A 15,078-nucleotide genomic window follows, 5' to 3' on the forward strand; every position below is an offset into this window, starting at 1 on the left:
TGGCGCACGATGCGGCGCTGGTGCAGGCGGTGGGCGAGGGCGGCGGGCAACTGCATCCGCTGCTGGAGCGCCTGGCAACGGCGGCGGCAGCGGCGTCGTCCGCGCCCCTCCCTTGATCCCCGCCCCCCTGATGGCCCCATGGCTCCGGCCGGCACGGTCGTCTGGCATGCTTTCCGGCCTTGCCCCAACAGAACCCACACAAGGAGACAACGCATGACGAAGATGAACCGACGCCAGGCCGGCCTGGCGCTGGCAGGGCTGGCCGCCGCTGGCCTGGGAGCGCCCGCACGGGCGCAGCAGGGCGTGCCCCGCATCCTGGTGGGGTTTCCCGCCGGGGGATCGATCGACGTGGTGGCCCGCCGGCTGGCCGAGCAGTGGCGTGGCCGCACCGGCACCACCACGGTGGTCGAGCAGAAGGTGGGCGCGGGCGGGCGCATTGCCCTGGCCACGCTCAAGGACGCGCCGCCCGATGGGCTCACCCTGGTGCTCAGCCCCTCGTCCATGCTGACCATCTACCCGCACGTCTACAAGCGCCTGCAGTACCGGCCGGCCACGGACTTCATCGCCGTGACGCCGGTGGCCCTGTCCACCTGCGGCTTCATGGTCGGGCCGAAGGTGCCCGAGTCGGTCAAGACCCTGCGCCAGTTCGCCGACTGGACGAAGGCGCGGACCGAGCCCGAGGGCTACGCCTCGCCCGCGGCCGGTGCCATGCCGCACTTTCTGGGCACCCAGTTCGCCCGCGCGGCCGGCATCCAGCTCACGCACGTGCCCTACCGTGGCGCGGCCCCGGGCCTGCAGGACCTGATGGGCGGGCAGGTCGCCTCCGGCTGTTTCAGCGTGGGCGACTGCCTGCCGCATCTGCCCACCGGCCGGGTGCGCGTGCTGGGCGTGACCGACACGCGGCGCTCGCGCTTCCTGCCCGATGTCGCCACGTTCGAAGAGCAGGGCTTCGCCGGCATCCACGGCGTGGAAAGCTATGGGCTGTACCTGCCCGCCAAGACGCCCGCCGCGCAGGTCGACCGGCTGCTGGCGCTGGCGCAGCAGGCGATCCGCGATCCGGCCGTGGTGGAGTCGCTGGCCAAGCTGGGCTTCGAGCCCGTCAGCAGCACCCCCGAAGAGTTCGCGCGGCAACTGGCGCAGGAGCGCGAGCGCTGGGCACCCGTGGTGGCGGCGTCGGGCTTTTCCTCCGAGGAATAGCCGCCGCGCACGGGGCGGGCCGGGTCAGTCCCAGGCCGGTGCCAGGCCTTGCGGATCGACCAGCCGGCCGCCGCGCTCCAGTGCGGCGATGCGCTGCATCTGCCCGTCCGTCAGGCGCAGCTGCGGTGCTTTCAGATTGCTTTGCAGGTGGGCGTGCTGCGTGGACGAGGGAATCACCGCATGGCCCAGTTGCATGGCCCAGGCGAGGGCCACCTGCGCCGGCGTGGCCGCCAGTTCCGCCGCGATGGCCTGGATCACCGGGTCCTGCAGCACCTGGCCGTAGGCCAGCGTCATGTACGACGTGGTATGGATGCCCTGGCTGCGCGCGAAGTCCACCACCGCGCGGTTCTGCAGGTAGGGGTGCAGCTCGATCTGGTGCGTGGCGATGCGGTCCGCACCCACGGCAGCGATGGCTTCGCGCAGCAGGGGGATGTTGAAGTTCGATACGCCGAAGGCCCGCGTCAGTCCCTGCGCCTGGGCCTCGGCCAGTGCGCCCAGCGACTCTCCCACCGGCACCGCGCCGCCGGGCGATGGCCAGTGGATCAGCGTGAGGTCCACCCGGTCGGTGCGCAGCCTGGCGAGGCTTTCCTTCAGGCTGGGAACGAGCCGGTCGGCCGCCAGGTGGTCGGTCCAGACCTTGGTGGTGATGAACAGTTCGTCGCGCGGCACGCCGCTCTCGGCGATGGCCTGGCCGACCTCGGACTCGTTGCCGTAGATCTGCGCGGTGTCGATGTGGCGGTAGCCCAGCGCCAGCGCGGTTTTCACCGAGTCGATGACGATCTGGTCCTTCAGGCGGAAGGTGCCCAGGCCGAAGGCAGGCACGGTGGGGGAGGCAACGGGTGTGGTCATGAAAGTCTCCGATGGAAATGAAGGGGTGAACGGAAAAAGGTTGGCCATGCAAAGCGGCCGGATCAATGGGCCGCGACGGCCGGACTGCCCGTGCGCACCGCGAAGCGGCTGCGGCGGTCCAGCACCGCGCTGTAGTGCGTGAGGGCCAGCGACACCAGCAGTCCGGCCGAGGGCAGGCCGATGGAAACATCCGCCGCCGCCGTGGGCAGCAGGCTGACGATCACGAACTCGGTCGCTCCGATGGCGAAAGCGCTGAGCGTCAGCGCGAACAAGGCAATGGGCATGGAAGCACTCCTGAAGATGCGCCGAGTCTGCGGGTTTATCCTTTGCAGAAACACCGGGTTTCGCTCCATAGATACTTGCCCTGGGATCAACAATGAAACGGCCGGACCACGCGCCATGAAGACTACGCTCGAAGAACTCCAGGCCTTTGCCGCCGTGGTGGACGGCGGCTCCATCACGGCCGCCGCCGAGCACCTGGGCCAGACCGTCTCCGGCATCAGCCGGGCGCTGGCGCGGCTGGAGAAGAAGCTCGAGACCACCCTGCTGCGCCGCACCACGCGCCGCATCGAACTCACCGAAGAGGGCCAGGCCTTCCTGGCCCGCACCCGCGCGATCCTCGCCGCGCTGGACGACGCCGAGGAGCACATGGCCGCACGCCGGCTCCAGCCCGCCGGCCGACTGCGCGTGAACGCCGCCACGCCGTTCATGCTGCACGCCGTCGTTCCGCTGGTGCCCGAGTTCCGCCGCGCCTACCCGCAGATCACGCTGGAGCTGGACACCGACGAGCTGAACATCGACCTGCTGGCGCGCCGCACCGACGTGGCGATCCGCATCGGCCCGCTGCGCGACTCCACACTGCACGCCCGGCCGCTGGCCACGAGCCGCATCCGGGTGCTGGCGAGTCCGGCCTATCTGGCCGAACACGGCCGGCCCAGGACCGCGGCGGCCCTCGGCCGCCACACGCTGTTGGGTTTTTCACAGGTCGAATCGCTCAACCGCTGGCCGCTGCGCGGCGCGCATGGCGACGAATGGGCCATTGCACCAGACATCACCGCCTCCAGCGGCGAAACGCTGCGCCAGCTGGCATTGCGGGGTGCGGGCATCGTGTGCCTGTCCGACTTCATGACCGCCGCCGACCGCGAGCGGGGCGATCTGGTGCAGATCCTGGCGAAGGACACGGCCGACGTGCGCCAGCCGATCAGCGCGGTGTACTACCGCAACACACAGCTGGCCGCGCGCATCGCGTGCTTTCTGGATTTTCTGCAGGAGCGGTTGAAGGCGTTCTGAGGGGGGGCGGGCGATTCAGGCGCGCGCCGTGGTCGTGGCGGCCCAGGCGGCCTTGCCGGCATTTCCGAGCCGGCCTATCCGGTTGCAGCCCCTCAGCCCAGCGTCTCCAGGAACGTCTTGCGCCACCAGTGGATGTCGTGCTCCCGGATGCGCTCCATCAGCGCCTGGTGGCGCCGCTGGCGTTCCTTGAGCGGCATCTGCAACGCGGTCTGGATGGTGTCGGCCATGCCCTGCGTGTCGTAGGGGTTGACCAGCAGCGCTTCCTTCATCTGCTCGGCCGCGCCGGCGAAGCGCGACAGCACCAGCACGCCGGGGTCGTCCGGGTCCTGGGCGGCGATGTATTCCTTGGCGACGAGGTTCATGCCGTCGCGCAGCGGCGTCACCAGGCCCACGGCGGCGGCGCGGCACAGGCCGGGCACGCGCTTGCGGGCCACGGTGCGGTGGATGTAGCGCAGCGGCATCCAGTCGAGTTCGCCGTAGTCGCCGTTGATGGCGCCGCACAGGCCTTCCAGTTCCTGGCGCAGGTCGGCATAGGCGTCCACGCTGTCGCGGGTGGGCGAGGCGATCATCACCAGCGTGGCGCTGTGGTGGTTCTCGGGGTAGCGCGCCAGCAGCTCGCGGAAGGCGCGCACGCGCTGCGGGATGCCCTTGGAGTAGTCCAGCCGGTCGATGCCCAGCAGCAGGCGCCGGCGCGAATACTCGTCGCGCATGGCGGTGAAGGTCTGCACGGCCTCGGGCGCGGCGGCCAGGCGGGTGAATTCGTCCACGTCGATGCCGATGGGGAAGGCCCCCACCTGCACCGTGGCGCCGAAGGCGCGCAGGTGCTGCGGGCCCACGGTTTCCGCATTGGCTTCGTTGCTCAGGTAGCGCGTGAAATGCGACACGTCGGCCTCGCTCTGCAGGCCCACGAGGTCGTAGGCGAACAGGGAGCGCATGAGCCATTCATGCTGCGGGATGGCGGCCATGATGAGCGGCGGCGGAACCGGGATGTGCAGGAAGAACCCGATGCGCTGGCGGCAGCCCAGCGCCCGCAGTTCGGCGGCGAGCGGGATCAGGTGGTAGTCGTGCACCCAGATGGTGTCGTCTTCCTTGAGCAGCGGCAGCAGCTTGCGGGCGAACATCTGGTTCACGCGGCGGTAGCCGGCGATGTAGCTGGCGTTGAAATCCGCCAGGTCCAGCCGGTAATGGAACACGGGCCACAGCACGCTGTTGCTGTAGCCGCTGTAGTAGCTGTCGTGGTCTTCCTGGCACAAATCCACGGTGGCCAGGGTGACGGTGCCCGCCTGGCGCGTCTGCAGCTTGCCTTCACCGGGCAGGCCGTCTTCGGAGATATTGCCGCTCCAGCCGAACCACAGGCCTCCGGTGCGGCTCAGCGTCTCGCCCAGCGCGACCGCCAGGCCTCCGGCGGCGGGCTTGCGGGGGTCGGCGATGCGGTTGGAGATGACGACGAGGCGGCTCATGGGAAATTTCCTTGCGGTGCGAACGGGCAGTCGGGGTGGGCGTAGCGGATGCGGCGCCTTTCAGATCACGCTGTCCCAGGGGTCGGACAGCCGGACGGCGGCATTGATGATGCCGACCATGGAATAGGTCTGCGGGAAGTTGCCCCACATCTCTCCGGTCTGCGCGTGCGTGTCCTCGGACAGCAGTCCGAGCGGGTTGCGCGTGGCCAGCAGGGCCTCGAAGATCTCGCGCGCCTGCGCCTTTCGGCCGATGCGGGCCAGCGCGTCGATGCGCCAGAACGCGCAGATGTTGAAGGCGGTGTCGGGCTTGCCGAAGTCGTCGGCGGCCTCATAGCGGCGCATGTAGGGGCCGTCGCAGAGCGACGCCTCCATGGCGTCCACCGTCGAGACGAAGCGCGGGTCCATCGGGTCGATCAGGCCCACCTCGGCCATCAGCAGCACGCTGGCGTCCAGTTCGTTGCCGCCGAAGCTCTCGGCAAAGGCCTGGCGCTCCTCGCTCCAGGATTTTTCCAGGATCTCGTCGCGCATCGACCGGGCGTGCGCGCTCCAGTAGTCGGCGCGTTCCGGCAGCTGCAGCGAGTGGGCGATCTTGGCCAGGCGGTCGCAGGCAGCCCAGCTCATCAGCGCCGATGAGGTGTGCACGCGGGCGCGGGTGCGCAGCTCCCACATGCCGGCGTCGGGCTGGCCGTACACGCGCACGGCCAGCTCGCCGATCTGCTCCATGCGCGAGAACTCGGTCGCGCCCGCCGGGTGCAGCAGCCGCTGGTCGTGGAAGGCCTGGGCCGCGCCCAGGATGATGTTGCCGTACACGTCGTGCTGGAAATGCTCGGCCGCCTGGTTGCCCACGCGCACCGGGCCCATGCCCCGGTAGCCGGCCAGGTGCGGCACGAAGGCCTCGGGGAGGTCGTGCTCCAGGCCGATGCCGTACAGCGGCTGGATGTGGCCGTCGCTGGCCTCGGCCACCACGTTGCTGAGCCAGCGCAGGTAGTCCTCCATCGTCGCCGTCTCGGACAGGCTGTTGAGCGCCCGCACGACGAAGAACGCATCGCGCAGCCAGCAGTAGCGGTAGTCCCAGTTGCGGCCGCTGTCCGCGGATTCGGGAATGCTCGTGGTCATGGCCGCCACGATGGCGCCGGTGTCCTCGAACAGCGAGAGCTTGAGCGTGATGGCCGCGCGGATCACCGCGTCCTGCCATTCGAGCGGCACGGCCAGGCGCTGCGTCCAATGGCGCCAGTACCACACGGTTTCCTGCTCGTAGTGGCGCGCCGTGTCGGCGATGCCGGTGGGCAGCGATTCGTCGGCGCCCAGAAGGAAGTTGTGCTCGCGCGCCATCACGAAGGGCTGGCCCGACAGCACGTGGGAGATGGGGACGTCGGTGTTCAGCCGCAGCGTCAGGTCCTCGCCCACGTAGCGGATGTGGTTGCTGCCCTGCGTGATCTCGGGCGCGTCCTTGCCCCAACCGTAGCGCACGTCCACCGTCACGCGGATGCGCGGTGCGCCCTCGAGTCGGCGCACGCGGCGCACCAGCATCATGGGCCGGAAGTAGCGCGACCGGGCGTAGAAGCGCGGGGCGAAATCCGTGATCTCGATGCTGTTGCCCGAACGGTCGGTGAGCCGCGTGCGCAGCACCGCGGTATTGGGCTCGTACCACTGCTCGGTGGTGGCGAGGTCTTCGATTTCGATGGCGAAGCGGCTGCCTTCGTCGCCCGGCTGCAGCAGGGCGTTGAACACCGGATCGCCGTCGAAGCGGGGCAGGCAGCACCACACGATGTGCGCCTGCGCATCCACCAGGGCGCTGATGGCGCAGTTGCCGATCAGGCCCAGCGCCAATGAAGGCTCGGCGGGCGGGCCGAAATGGGAACCGGTCTTCATGCGGCGGGCCTTTCCGGCGCCGCCATCTGGTAGAGCCATTCGCGCAGGACGGTGGTGTCGTCGCAGCGCACCGTCGCCTGCGTCTCGCCCGGGCCCACCTTGATGCCGATGCCGCCCAGGGCCTGGGTGGCAACGAAGCCGTTCTCGTCCGTCACGTCGTCGCCCGCGAATACGGGGATGCGGCCCTGGAAGGGCGGGTGCTGCATGAAGTCGGTGATCGCCCGTCCCTTGCTGGGTCCCGAGGGCTTGATCTCCAGCACGCACTTGCCCTGCATCAGTTCGAGCCCGGGCGCGTGCTTCAGCGCATGCTCCAGCGTCGATCGGCACAGCGCTTCGAGTTCCTGCGCCTGTCGGTAGTGCAGCGCGACGCCGGCGCTCTTGCGTTCCAGGACCAGGGCGGGATAGCGGTCGCGCAGTGCCTCGATGGTGCGGATGACCGCCGTCAGATCCATGGCCGGCACGGCCCCGACGAGCCCGCTGTTCAGGCGGTACTGGGCGCCATGCTCACAGGCCAGCGGCAGCTGAAGGGGGGACAGGAAGCGGTCGATGTCGGCTTGCGTGCGGCCCGTCGCGATGGCCAGGGCACCGCCCAGCCTTTCGTGCAGCGCCTGCAGCGCCGGCACGATGCCCGGGGGCACCTGCACCGCATCGGGGTGGGACGCAATATCGGCGAGCGTGCCGTCAAAATCGAGGAAAAGTGCGTATCTCGCAGTCAGTAGCGGTAGATTTTGCATTGCCAGCCACCTTACCAGAAGCCTTCGCGCGGGCTGTAGGCGCCAAGGCAGGGCGGCTGTAGGCGGGTTGAAAACGCCCGCCGCAGCGCCCATGTGCGATGGGCCTGCCCCGGTGCCCTGTGCCAGCCTGGGCCACCACCCTTCTTCATTGCGGCCTTCCATGAACGACACCTCGCCCCTCCACATCGTCTGCCCCCATTGCCACACCACCAATCGCGTGCGGACGGACCAGCTGGCGAGCGCGCCCGACTGCGGGCAGTGCCATCAGCCGCTCTTCGCCGGCGCCCCTCTGGCGCTGGACGCCGATGGCTTCGAGCGCCACGTGCAGCGCAGCCACATTCCGGTGCTGGTGGATTTCTGGGCGCCCTGGTGCGGCCCGTGCAAGTCGCTCGGGCCCATCCTGGAGAAGCTGGAGACCGAGTACGAGGGCCGCTTCAAGCTCGTGAAGATCGACTCCGACCAGGAGCAGCAGATCGCCGGCATGTTCGGCATCCGCAGCATTCCCACCTGCGTGCTGCTGATGAACGGCCAGCCCGTCGATGGCTTCATGGGCGCCCAGCCCGAGGGGCAGGTGCGGGCCTTCCTCGACAAGCACGTGCCCACCGCCGAGGCGGCGCTGGCCGAGCAGGAGGAGGAGCTGGCGCAGGACGCGCTGGCCGACGGCGATACCGACACCGCGCTGGAAAAGCTGCAGCACGCCGTCGCCACCGACCCCGCCAACGACGACGCCCGCTTCGACTACGTGAAGCTGCTGCTGCAGCTGGGCCGCGAGGACGACGCCAAGGTCGCCTTCGCCCCCGTGATCGCCAAGGCCCCGGCATCGCGCAAGCTGGGTGCGCTCAAGGCCTGGATGGATGCGATCGATTTCGTGGCCAGGGAGGCAAACGGCCCTTCAGCATTGGCCGATTTCGACGCCGGGATTGCCGCCAACCGCCGCGATTTCGACGCCCGCTTCGGCCGGGCGCGCTGGTTCATCGCGCACCAGCGCTGGACCGAGGCCATGGACGAACTGCTGGAAATCCTCATGCGCGACAAGGCCTGGAGCGACGAGGCCGCGCGCAAGACCTATGTGGCCGTGCTCGAGATCATCGAGCCGCCCCGGGTGAAGGTGGCCGAAGGCCAGATCCCACCGGAAGACCCGACGGTCGCCACCTACCGCCGCCGCCTGTCCAGCGTGGTGCTGAGCTGACCGGCGCCCCAGCCACCGAAGCCGCCCGGTCCATGGGCGCTGAACGGGCCCGTGCGGCGGCCCTGGCTGTGGCCTCGGTGCTGGCTCTCGCCCTGGCGGGCTGCGCCACATCGCCCCCGCCCGATGCCATGGTCATCGGCACGGTGTTCTCGCGTGAGCGCCTTTACGTGCCGCCCGACGAGCCCGCCGTGTTCGAGGCGGCGCTGCTCGACGTCTCGCGTCCTGACGCGCCGCCCACGGTGCTCGGGCGCCAGCGCATCGAGCTGCCGGGGCCGCCGCCGTACCAGTTGCAGATTCCTTTCCGGTCCGCGCTCACGCAGCCGCTGCTGCCGGGCCGCTACCGGGTTCGCGCCTCGCTGTCCCTGCAAGGCTACGTGCGGTTCGCCTCCGATGGCATCCATCCGCTGCCGCCGGACCCGGCCTATCGGCGCGTGGATGTCGAGCTGCACCGCCTGCCTCTGGACAAGGCGACCGCGCAGGCCGAGGTGCCGCTGCGACAGACCTACTGGCGGTTGGTGGAAATCGACGACACGGCCGTGCCGCCGGCCCCCGCTGGCGCGCCCGAGCCGCATCTGGTGCTGGACAGCGAAGGGGGACAAGCGCGCGGGGCAGGGGGCTGCAACCGCTTTCTGGCGAGCTACGCGGTCGATGGCGTGCGCCTGCGGATGACGCAGATCAACACGACCCTGCAGCTGTGCCTGCAGACGGCCACCCTGGAGGGCCGTTTCCTGCACGCGCTGGACGAAGTCCGGACCTACCGCCAGGAAGGGCGGCAACTGCTGCTGCTCGGCGAAGAGGCGCGCGTGCTGCTGCGGCTGGAGGCTGTCGAGCTGGAGTGAGGCGGCCGCACGGGCCGCCCGATGCCGCTGCGCTCCCTGGCGCGCGCGGCAGGGCCGTTCAGCCCACCAGGCGCTCGAGCGCCTCGCGGTACTTGGCGGCGGTCTTCTCGACCACCTCGCGCGGCAGGCGCGGGGCGGGCGCGGTCTTGTTCCAGGGCTTGCCGTTGATCTGCGTCTGCTCCAGCCAGTCGCGCACGAACTGCTTGTCGTAGCTGGGCGGGTTCTCGCCGGCGGCCAGAGCGCTTTCGTAGCCCTCCACGGGCCAGTAGCGCGAGCTGTCGGGCGTGAGCACCTCGTCCATCAGCACCAGCGTGCCGTCGGGCGCGAGGCCGAACTCGAACTTGGTGTCGGCAATGATCATGCCCTTTTCCAGCGCGATGGCCGCAGCCTCCTGGTAGATGGCGATGCTGAGGTCGCGGATCTTCGTGGCCAGCTCGATGCCGATCATCTCCACCGTGCGCTCGAAGGTGATGTTCTCGTCGTGCTCGCCCATCGCGGCCTTGGCGGCCGGGGTGTAGATGGGCTGTGGCAGCTTGGCCGCGTTGGTCAGACCCTCGGGCAACTGCACGCCGCACACGGCGCGCGATTCCTGGTATTCCTTCCAGCCGCTGCCGGCCAGGTAGCCGCGCACCACCGCTTCCACCGGAATCGGCTGCAGGCGCTGCACCAGCATCGAGCGGCCCCGCACCTGGGGTGCCTCGTCCGGCGTCACCACGCTCTCGGGGTCGTCGCCCGTCAGGTGGTTGGGGCACAGGTGGCCCAGCTTGTCGAACCAGAACAGTGCCATCTGCGTGAGCAGCTCGCCCTTGCCCGGAATCGGCTCGCCCATGATCACGTCGAAGGCCGAGAGGCGGTCGCTGGCCACCATCAGGATGCGGTCGTCGCCCACGGCGTAGTTGTCGCGCACCTTGCCGCGCGCGAGCAGCGGCAGGGACGTGAGGGCGGAGGTGTGCAGTGCGGAGGAAAGGGGCAGGGTCATGGTGGGTGAAGCGATTGCGAACGGGAAAGCCGCGGCTTTCGGCGGCAGGGCCGGCCAGCCCGCGATTTTAGGGCGCGTGCCGGGATGGCCGGTGCAGGGCGGTCGGGAGGGTGGGGCGTGGGCCGGGACCGCAGCGGACGGCGGACCATCGGGTCGGCAGGGCGCCGTGCCGGCGGTGCGCCCCGCGAAGGCGTCTGCGCTGTGTGCCGCGGAGCAAAGCCAGGCTATTTTGCGCCGTTTTTCGGCCCTTGGCACCTGGGAGGGCAAGACCCGACAGCCGACTTCGGTATGCGTTTGCAATTGCCCGGGGGCGGGCGCATAGTGAATCCAACACATGCATGAGTTGACCTTTCGCCGGGCCGTCCTTCCACCAGACCTTTGAGGACGGCGCTTCTTCAACGCAAGCCCAGGAGGCCAGTTTTATGAACCTGACGATCAGCGGTCATCACCTCGAAGTCACTCCCGCATTGCGCGCCCATGTGACGGAAAAGCTGGACATCATCAGCAAGCATTTCGACCAGGTGGTCGACGTCAAGGTGCTGCTCACCGTCGAGAAGCAAAAGGAAAAGGAAAAGCGCCAGCGCGCGGAATGCAACGTGCATGTGAAAGGCAGTGATCTGTTCGCCGAGAGTTCCCATTCCGACCTGTACGTGGCCGTGAACGACCTGGTGGAAAAGCTGGACCGCCAGGTGGTCCGCCACAAGGACCGCATCCAGAATCACCACCATGGCGCCATCAAGCGGGAGCTGGTGGCCTGATGGGTGCCGGGGCCTGGGCAGCCAGGCCCTTCGCCACGCCGCCCCCCAGGGGCGGTTTTTTTTATGCCCCCCGCAAAGTGCTCAGGGTTTATGCTAGGGGGTGCATAATCGCAACCCTCCACCATGAACCGTCTTGCCTCCATCCTGCCTGCCGCTCAAGTGCTCGTGAGCGTCGACGCCACCAGCAAAAAGCGCGCTTTCGAAGAGGCAGGGTTGTTGTTCGAGAGCCAGCACGGCCTGTCGCGCGCCCTCATCACCGACAGCCTCTTCGCCCGCGAGCGGCTGGGCTCCACGGGACTGGGCCACGGTGTCGCCATCCCGCATGGCCGCATCAAGGGCCTGAAGGCACCTATGGCCGCCGTCTTCCAGCTGGCCCACCCGATCGGTTTCGATGCGCCGGACGAGCAGCCCGTCGGGCTCCTGATCTTCCTGCTGGTGCCCGAGGCGGCCACGCAAAAGCACTTGGAGATCCTGTCCGAGATCGCCGAGCTGCTGAGCGATGGCTCACTGCGCGAGCGCATCAAGGGCAGCACCGATGCCGCCGAGCTGCACGGCCTGATCGCCGGCTGGCAGTCCGCCCAGGCCACCGCCTGACCCCGCCGCCGCCGCCGCCGCTGCAAACGCTGAACCTTCCGTGAAACCCAACGTCGTCAGCGCCGATGTCCTGTTCGAGGAGTTCCGCGGCCCGCTGAAGTGGGAATGGGTCGCCGGCCTCGGGGCCTCCGAGCGGCGCTTCGACGAGGTGGCCGTGCGCTCCGCGCGCTCCGGCGCCGACCTGGTGGGCTACCTCAATTACATCCACCCGTACCGGGTGCAGATCCTGGGCGAGCGTGAAACCGCCTACCTCACCAACGCGACGCCCGAGGACTGCAAGCGCCGCATCGCCCGCATCGTCACGCTGGAGCCGCCCGTGCTGGTGCTGGCCGACAGCCAGGTCGCGCCCGATGCGCTGCTGTCCATGTGCGAGCGTGCGCAGATCCCGATGTTCTCCACGCACGAGTCGTCGGCCTTCGTCATCGACGTGCTGCGCGCCTACCTGTCCAAGCACTTCGCCGACCGCACCACCATGCACGGCGTGTTCATGGACATCCTGGGCCTGGGCGTGCTGATCACCGGCGAGTCGGGCCTGGGCAAGAGCGAGCTGGGCCTGGAGCTGATCTCGCGCGGCAACGGCCTGGTGGCCGACGACGCGGTGGACCTGTTCCGCATCAACCAGACCACCATCGAGGGCAAGTGCCCCGACCTGCTGCAGAACCTGCTGGAAGTGCGCGGCATCGGCCTGCTGGACATCCGCGCGATCTTTGGCGAGACCGCCGTGCGGCGCAAGATGCGGCTCAAGCTCATCGTGCATCTGGTGCGCAAGGAAACGCTGGAGCGCGACTACGAACGCATGCCCTACGAGCCCCTCACGCAGGACGTGCTGGGCGTGCCGGTGCTCAAGGTGGTGATCCAGGTGGTGGCGGGCCGCAACATCGCCGTGCTGGTCGAGGCGGCTGTGCGCAACACCATCCTGAACCTGCGCGGGATCGACACCTACCAGGAATTCGTGGAGCGGCACCGCCGCGCCATGGAGCGCGACGGCTCCTGACCATCGCGCCGCGTCCCGGGCCCGCCGGGCGGCGCGCGCCCGCTGCTCAGCGGTGCTGCGTGGTGGCCAGCTTGGCGCAGGTGGCGCACTGGCCGTACAGCGCCATCGAATGATCCTGCACCACCCAGCCCTTCGACTTGGCCACCAGTTGCTGGCGCTTTTCGATCTCGGGGTCGTAGAACTCCTCGACCTTGCCGCAGACCGTGCAGATGAAGTGGTCGTGGTGCTGGCCCTCGTTGAGCTCGTACACCGCCTTGCCGCTTTCGAAGTTGCTGCGGTTCAGGATGCCCGCCTGCTCGAATTGCGTGAGCACGCGGTAAACCGTGGCCAGGCCGATGTCCGAGCGCTCCTGCAGCAGCACGCGGAACACGTCTTCTGCGGTCATGTGGCGCTGCGCGCCCTTCTGGAAGATCTCGAGGATCTTCAGGCGCGGCAGGGTCGCCTTCAGGCCGGTGCTCTTGAGTTCGTCGATGTTCGTCATGACAGGGGTTTCCGTGTACCAAACCAGCGTGCCAAAGCCCGGGAGAAGCTGCCGCTACAATGGGTCGGATCATATCGCCTATGCCTAACTCCATGTCCGTTTCCGCCCGCTGCAGCGCCCGTTGGGCCCTGACCCTGTTGATCGGCGCCAGCTTGACGGCCTGCGGCAGCTTCGACAGCGCCAGCAACCGCGTCGCCAGCCTGGTCACTCCCTACAAGGTGGACGTGGTTCAAGGCAACTTCGTCTCCCGCGAGCAGGTCGAGGCGCTCAAGCCCGGCATGGGGCGCCAGCAGGTCAAGGAAATCCTCGGCACGCCGTTGGTGACCAGCCTGTTCCACGCCGACCGCTGGGAATACGTCTTCACGCTCAAGCGCCCCGGCGTCGAGGTGCAGTCGCGCAAGCTGACCGTGTTCTTCAACGGCGACGTGTTCGAGCGCGCCGAGGGCGACGAGATGCCCACCGAGGCCGAGTTCGTCGCCACCCTGGGCACCCGCACCCCGAAGAACAAAGTGCCGGTGCTGGAGGCGACCGAGGCCCAGCTGGCCAAGTTCCCCAAACCGGCCACGCTGCCCGAACCTGCCGATTCGCCCGTGCCCACGCCGCCGTCCAGCTACCCGCCGCTGGAATCGTCGACCCGCTGATTCCCGCCGGCCAGGGCCTGGTGCACACCGGCCCTGCGGCTTAGCCGCTGATCTTTCCATGACCGCCACCACTTCCCCGAACGCATCCCCCTCCACCCCTTGCCGCGTGGCCGTCGCCGGGGCCTCCGGCCGCATGGGGCGCATGCTGATCGAAGCCATCCGCGACACCGGCGGCGAATGCGTGCTGGCCGGCGCGCTCGACGTGGCGGCCAGCCCCGCCATCGGCTCCGACGCCACCGCCTTCCTGGGGTATGCCAGCGGCGTGGCCATCACGGCCGACGTGCGCGAAGGCCTGCGCCACGCCGACGTGCTGATCGACTTCACCCGCCCCGAGGGCACCATGGCCCACCTCGCGGTATGCGCCGAGACGGGCGTCAAGATGGTCATCGGCACCACGGGCCTGTCCGACGCGCAAAAGGCCGAGATCGCCGCCGCCAGCGAACGCACCGCCATCCTGCTGTCGCCCAACATGAGCGTGGGCGTGAACGTCACGCTCAAGCTTCTGGAGCTGGCCGCCAAGGCCATGTCCACCGGCTACGACATCGAGATCATCGAGTCCCACCACCGCCACAAGGTGGATGCGCCCTCGGGCACCGCGCTCAAGATGGGCGAGGTCATCGCCCAGGCCCTGGGGCGCGATCTCAAGGACTGCGCCGTCTATGCCCGCGAGGGCATCACGGGCGAGCGCGATCCGTCGAGCATCGGCTTTTCCGCCATCCGCGGCGGCGACATCGTGGGCGACCACACCGTGCTGTTCGCCGGCACCGGCGAGCGCATCGAGATCACCCACAAATCCGCCAGCCGCACGACCTATGCCCAGGGCAGCCTGCGCGCCGTGCGATTCCTCGCCGCGCACCAGACCGGCCTGTTCGACATGTTCGACGTGCTGGGCCTGAACGCCGCCTGACGGCCGGCGCGCACGCGATGGACGGCCTGCACTGGTGGCGTCAGGGCGACGCGGTCACCCAGATCAGCGCGCTGCTGCTGCTGGCCATGTCGGTCGCCAGCTGGGTCGTGATCGTCTGGAAGGCCCTGCTGATGCGCCGTGCCCGCCGTGATGCGGCCCGCGCCATCGCCGCCTTCTGGCAGGCCCCGTCGATCGCCCTGGCGGCCGAGCGCCTGCCTGCCTTCGACCGCGATGGCCTGGTGATGCCGCTGGTGCAGGCGGCCAGCGCCGTGGCCGGCGCCAATCAGGCCCCCG

At 69.0% G+C, this 15,078-nt stretch carries 15 protein-coding genes and 2 pseudogenes; 10 read left to right on the plus strand and 7 right to left on the minus strand.

The genetic code is table 11. The features are described from left to right. The first annotated feature begins 213 nt into the window (after nucleotides 1–213). Nucleotides 214–1,197, plus strand: coding sequence for a Bug family tripartite tricarboxylate transporter substrate binding protein (locus AC27KI_RS11000; protein WP_284425388.1), 984 nt, complete (start codon nucleotides 214–216; stop codon nucleotides 1,195–1,197). A 24-nt stretch (nucleotides 1,198–1,221) separates the two neighbouring features. Here AC27KI_RS11000 and dkgB read toward each other — a convergent pair whose 3' ends face one another. Both dkgB and AC27KI_RS11010 read right to left on the minus strand, forming a co-directional pair. After that, on the minus strand, nucleotides 1,222–2,046 hold the full coding sequence (gene dkgB / locus AC27KI_RS11005; RefSeq protein WP_487113821.1) for a 2,5-didehydrogluconate reductase DkgB: 825 nt from the start codon (nucleotides 2,044–2,046) through the stop codon (nucleotides 1,222–1,224). 146 nt (nucleotides 2,047–2,192) lie between these two features. Further along, a pseudogene (locus tag AC27KI_RS11010) lies at nucleotides 2,193–2,330 on the minus strand (MFS transporter); the annotation flags it as partial. Between the two features lie 115 nt (nucleotides 2,331–2,445). Here AC27KI_RS11010 and AC27KI_RS11015 point away from each other — a divergent pair. Continuing rightward, the gene (locus AC27KI_RS11015; RefSeq protein WP_487113823.1) at nucleotides 2,446–3,336 is read left to right on the plus strand and encodes a LysR substrate-binding domain-containing protein; all 891 of its coding nucleotides are present in this window, start codon (nucleotides 2,446–2,448) and stop codon (nucleotides 3,334–3,336) included. A gap of 92 nt (nucleotides 3,337–3,428) precedes the next feature. Here AC27KI_RS11015 and otsA read toward each other — a convergent pair whose 3' ends face one another. The 3 genes from otsA to otsB are packed head-to-tail and all read right to left on the minus strand — an operon-like array spanning nucleotide 3,429 to nucleotide 7,402. Further along, the gene (otsA, locus tag AC27KI_RS11020; protein ID WP_272565231.1) at nucleotides 3,429–4,796 is read right to left on the minus strand and encodes an alpha,alpha-trehalose-phosphate synthase (UDP-forming); all 1,368 of its coding nucleotides are present in this window, start codon (nucleotides 4,794–4,796) and stop codon (nucleotides 3,429–3,431) included. A gap of 60 nt (nucleotides 4,797–4,856) precedes the next feature. Continuing rightward, the gene (locus AC27KI_RS11025) at nucleotides 4,857–6,668 is read right to left on the minus strand and encodes a glycoside hydrolase family 15 protein (RefSeq protein WP_272565230.1); all 1,812 of its coding nucleotides are present in this window, start codon (nucleotides 6,666–6,668) and stop codon (nucleotides 4,857–4,859) included. Next, nucleotides 6,665–7,402 (minus strand): trehalose-phosphatase, encoded by a 738-nt coding sequence (gene otsB, locus AC27KI_RS11030; RefSeq protein ID WP_284429681.1) that lies wholly within the window; start codon nucleotides 7,400–7,402, stop codon nucleotides 6,665–6,667. Before otsB ends, AC27KI_RS11025 begins: the two co-directional genes overlap by 4 nt. Before the next feature lie 160 nt (nucleotides 7,403–7,562). Between otsB and trxC the strand changes: the two genes are divergently transcribed. Together trxC and AC27KI_RS11040 are read left to right on the plus strand one after the other, a co-directional pair. Further along, nucleotides 7,563–8,591, plus strand: a complete 1,029-nt coding sequence (trxC, locus tag AC27KI_RS11035; RefSeq protein ID WP_487113825.1) for a thioredoxin TrxC — start codon at nucleotides 7,563–7,565, stop codon at nucleotides 8,589–8,591. A 32-nt stretch (nucleotides 8,592–8,623) separates the two neighbouring features. Continuing rightward, entirely contained in the window at nucleotides 8,624–9,430 is an 807-nt protein-coding gene (locus AC27KI_RS11040; RefSeq protein ID WP_487113827.1) for an META domain-containing protein, read from the plus strand. A gap of 58 nt (nucleotides 9,431–9,488) precedes the next feature. Here AC27KI_RS11040 and AC27KI_RS11045 read toward each other — a convergent pair whose 3' ends face one another. After that, a complete protein-coding gene (locus tag AC27KI_RS11045) occupies nucleotides 9,489–10,409 on the minus strand; it encodes a phosphoribosylaminoimidazolesuccinocarboxamide synthase (protein WP_272566745.1) in 921 nt (306 codons plus the stop codon). 422 nt (nucleotides 10,410–10,831) lie between these two features. Between AC27KI_RS11045 and hpf the strand changes: the two genes are divergently transcribed. From hpf to hprK, 3 genes are all read left to right on the plus strand, one after another. Further along, nucleotides 10,832–11,167, plus strand: coding sequence for a ribosome hibernation-promoting factor, HPF/YfiA family (gene hpf, locus AC27KI_RS11050; protein ID WP_272566746.1), 336 nt, complete (start codon nucleotides 10,832–10,834; stop codon nucleotides 11,165–11,167). Nucleotides 11,168–11,290: 123 nt separating this feature from the next. Then, nucleotides 11,291–11,761 (plus strand): PTS sugar transporter subunit IIA, encoded by a 471-nt coding sequence (locus AC27KI_RS11055; protein WP_272550568.1) that lies wholly within the window; start codon nucleotides 11,291–11,293, stop codon nucleotides 11,759–11,761. A gap of 40 nt (nucleotides 11,762–11,801) precedes the next feature. After that, a complete protein-coding gene (gene hprK, locus AC27KI_RS11060) occupies nucleotides 11,802–12,755 on the plus strand; it encodes an HPr(Ser) kinase/phosphatase (RefSeq protein ID WP_272566747.1) in 954 nt (317 codons plus the stop codon). A 46-nt stretch (nucleotides 12,756–12,801) separates the two neighbouring features. Here the strand turns inward: hprK and fur are convergent, their stop codons facing one another. Then, on the minus strand, nucleotides 12,802–13,236 hold the full coding sequence (gene fur, locus AC27KI_RS11065) for a ferric iron uptake transcriptional regulator (RefSeq protein WP_272566748.1): 435 nt from the start codon (nucleotides 13,234–13,236) through the stop codon (nucleotides 12,802–12,804). 92 nt (nucleotides 13,237–13,328) lie between these two features. Between fur and AC27KI_RS11070 the strand changes: the two genes are divergently transcribed. The 3 genes and pseudogenes from AC27KI_RS11070 to AC27KI_RS11080 all read left to right on the plus strand — a co-directional run. Next, the gene (locus AC27KI_RS11070) at nucleotides 13,329–13,877 is read left to right on the plus strand and encodes an outer membrane protein assembly factor BamE (protein WP_284407324.1); all 549 of its coding nucleotides are present in this window, start codon (nucleotides 13,329–13,331) and stop codon (nucleotides 13,875–13,877) included. A gap of 58 nt (nucleotides 13,878–13,935) precedes the next feature. Then, entirely contained in the window at nucleotides 13,936–14,784 is an 849-nt protein-coding gene (gene dapB / locus AC27KI_RS11075) for a 4-hydroxy-tetrahydrodipicolinate reductase (protein ID WP_487113830.1), read from the plus strand. A 17-nt stretch (nucleotides 14,785–14,801) separates the two neighbouring features. After that, a pseudogene (locus AC27KI_RS11080) lies at nucleotides 14,802–15,078 on the plus strand (MotA/TolQ/ExbB proton channel family protein); the annotation flags it as partial.

Source organism: Acidovorax sp. KPB24-03 (genome assembly GCF_057546605.1).